This window comes from Methanoregula sp. (genome assembly GCF_002835825.1).
In the GTDB taxonomy this organism is placed as follows: Archaea; Halobacteriota; Methanomicrobia; order Methanomicrobiales; family Methanospirillaceae; genus Methanoregula.
Window position 1 is genome coordinate 1 of record NZ_PIZH01000286.1, and the last position, 2,821, is coordinate 2,821.

4 protein-coding genes are annotated in these 2,821 nt (G+C 55.5%); 3 read left to right on the forward strand and 1 reads right to left on the reverse strand.

All coding sequences use genetic code 11. The features are described 5' to 3' along the window. Window positions 1-186: 186 nt before the first annotated feature. A complete protein-coding gene (locus CW742_RS09895; RefSeq protein ID WP_292419835.1) occupies window positions 187-1,257 on the reverse strand; it encodes a GTPase in 1,071 nt (356 codons plus the stop codon). Between the two features lie 64 nt (window positions 1,258-1,321). Between CW742_RS09895 and CW742_RS09900 the strand changes: the two genes are divergently transcribed. The 3 genes from CW742_RS09900 (at window position 1,322) to CW742_RS09910 (ending at window position 2,804) form a co-directional block, all read left to right on the forward strand. Further along, window positions 1,322-2,200 carry a CBS domain-containing protein gene (locus tag CW742_RS09900; protein ID WP_292419844.1) on the forward strand — a complete coding sequence of 293 codons (879 nt, stop codon included), beginning with the start codon at window positions 1,322-1,324 and terminating at the stop codon, window positions 2,198-2,200. A gap of 54 nt (window positions 2,201-2,254) precedes the next feature. Continuing rightward, a complete protein-coding gene (locus CW742_RS09905; protein ID WP_015284773.1) occupies window positions 2,255-2,464 on the forward strand; it encodes a histone family protein in 210 nt (69 codons plus the stop codon). Window positions 2,465-2,549: 85 nt separating this feature from the next. Next, window positions 2,550-2,804 (forward strand): PRC-barrel domain-containing protein, encoded by a 255-nt coding sequence (locus tag CW742_RS09910; protein ID WP_292419842.1) that lies wholly within the window; start codon window positions 2,550-2,552, stop codon window positions 2,802-2,804. The last annotated feature ends 17 nt before the right edge of the window (window positions 2,805-2,821 follow it).

A 2,821-nucleotide genomic window follows, 5' to 3' on the forward strand; every position in this document is an offset into this window, starting at 1 on the left:
ACCCCCCCTCAGTGGATCAGCGTATCACACCCCACGACCCCTCCGTGCCATGAGTTCACCGGCGGAAAAAATGTAGAATTGTAACATTTCCCTGCAGGCACTGGCATGAGGGGGTCGGACGGTGTACAAAATTTTTTTGAAAATCGCACGATGTCTGGCTGAGGTTTGGAACCGGTTTTTCCCGGTTCAGGGATTGCCGGATTTTGTCCTCGGCTTCCGCGGCCTGCGCACCCGCTTCCGCCGGGGGGCATCCGCCCCGAGCATACCCTCTTCCGTATACACCACCGCCTCTTCCGGCTCCTGCGGGAGTGCAGACCGGATATCCTCCGACCTCCTCCTTGCTTCCGGCTCCGGCTTGTGCGTGAGGAGTTCGGCAAGCACCGCATCGACACCGGTCCCATCCGCGGTCGACATGGTAATGTACCCTTCGGCAACCGTGAGGTCCGACTTGTTCGCGACAACAATGACCGGGACGTTAACCATGCTCTTCACTTCTTCGAGCAGGCTCAGCTGCACGCTCATCGGGTACCCGCAGTGCTCGGAAGGATCGGTGATGAAGAGGATGACATCCGCCACGTTCATGATCGCGGAGAGCGCCTGCTTCTCGATCGCGTTCCGCTCCTCTACCGGGCGGTCAAGGATGCCGGGGGTGTCCACGAACTGGATCCGCTCGCGGCCCATGTCCCGGTGGCCTACGATGATTCCCTTGGTGGTGAACGGGTACGAGGCAACTTCCGGGTCAGCAGAAGAGACCCGCCGGATGAACGAGGATTTCCCCACGTTCGGGTACCCGGCAATGACAATCGTAAAGCCCTGCTCGATATTGGGAAGGGTCCGCAGGACATTCCGCACCTCGTTTAAAAAGTGCAGGTCCTTATCGATCTGGTGGACCATCGAGGCGAGCCGGGCCACGGCCCGCTTCCGGACAACCAGCGTGTCCTCGGCTCTCCGGGACTGGAACGCGAGCTGGTTTCCCACCATCTTGGTGTGCTTTGCCGCCCAGCCAACCGCCCCAAGCGACTGCTTGATCCGGTCGATCCCGTACAGGATCTCTGCAAGGTCACGGTAAAACGGGTGGATCTTCTCGAACTCGGGAAACCCCCGGATGATGTACACGAGCCGGTCATGGATTGCTGCACCCACGGCCCGTACGAACTCCTGGTTCGCCCGCTCCTTGTTGGTCTTCTCCTTCATCTTCTTTGCCGCACGGCGGAAACTCCGGTCAAGGATCTCATCCGCAGTGGGCACCGTTGGCATCTTCTCGAATTCCACAGCCGGCCTGCCTACCTATTTATTATGGAACGTCAAACGGATTATCGTTATGGACCTGTCCCTCATCCAGAAGGATATCCTCATCACCTTAATTACCCTCTATCACCAGCACTCGCACTCGATCAAGGGCGAGGAGATCGCAGAGATGATCCAGAGGAATCCCGGGACGGTGAGAAACCAGATGCAGGCCTTGAAGGCCATCGGGCTTGTTGACGGTGTTCCCGGGCCGAAAGGGGGCTACATCCCCACGGAGACCGCGTACCGGGAGCTCAACATGAGCACTGCCGAAGGTGACTACGATGTGCCGATCAGCCGGAACGGAGAAGAGGTCCGGGGGGCACATGTCCAGGAAGTCGATTTCACCACCCTCTGCCACCCCGACATCTGCCATGCGGTCATCAAGCTGGTCGGCAGTGCAAAGCTCTTCGATATCGGTGACCAGGTCACAATCGGGCCAACCCCGGTCAACAAGCTCCTGATCCGCGGCGAGGTCTTTGGAAAGGATGAAGTAAAACAGTCCCTCCTCATCTCGACCACCGAGATCATCTCGCTCCCGAAGCGGTCGATCAAACACTACATGTCGTCACCCCTGATCACGCTGAAGAGCACCGATTCCTTAATGGATGTCCTCTCGCTCTTCAACCGCCACCGCATCCATGGTGCACCGGTTGTCGACAACGGGAAACTTGTTGGTATCATCACCATGAGCGACATTGCAAAAGCCGTTGAGAAGGAGCTCCCGCTCACAACAAAGGTCGCATCCTGCATGACCATGAACGTTATCGAGGCACCTTCTGACCTCAAGTTGTTCGAGGTCATCCGGCAGTTCAAGGAACGCGAGATCGGCCGGCTGATTGTCATGGATGAGGGAAAGCCTGTTGGCATCATCACGCAGTCGGACATCATCCGGGTCTTTCCGTCGCTTTAAATCACAATATCTTTACATATTCCCCGCAATTTTTTATGGGAGGATCAGTGTATCATGACAGAAATATCCCAAGCAGCAGTTGAACGGATCATCAAAAAAGCCGGCGCCGATCGGGTCAGCGCGGATGCCACCGAGACCCTTGCCGGCCTGATGGAGGAGTACGGGGCGCTTCTTGCAAAGGAAGCAAAGAAGATGGCGGACCATGCCGGCCGGAAGACCCTCCGGGGTACCGATGTCAGGATGGCCGCAGAAATGTTCAAATAACGTTTATTTCTGCTCTTTTAAAAAAAAACTCCTTTTTGCCGCCAATTCAGAACAATTTAAATATTTATACATCGTCAATTTTTTTATGACTCGTGTATTTGCCCGCACCCTCTCAAGAAAAAAAGTGATGAGCAATGACGGAAAGGTCATTGGCACTTTAAAGAACCTCCGGGTTGACTTCGACTCCGGCCAGGTTGTCGAGATGCTCGTCCACCCGGACGCCAGTTTCGATACCTCGAACTATGACATGGAAGACGACAAGATCTTAAAGGTCTCCTTTGAAGCTGTCAAGGATATCAAGGACTATATCGTCGTCGACCGCTACCTTGCCCGGAAATAAGAAGAATACTTTTTTAC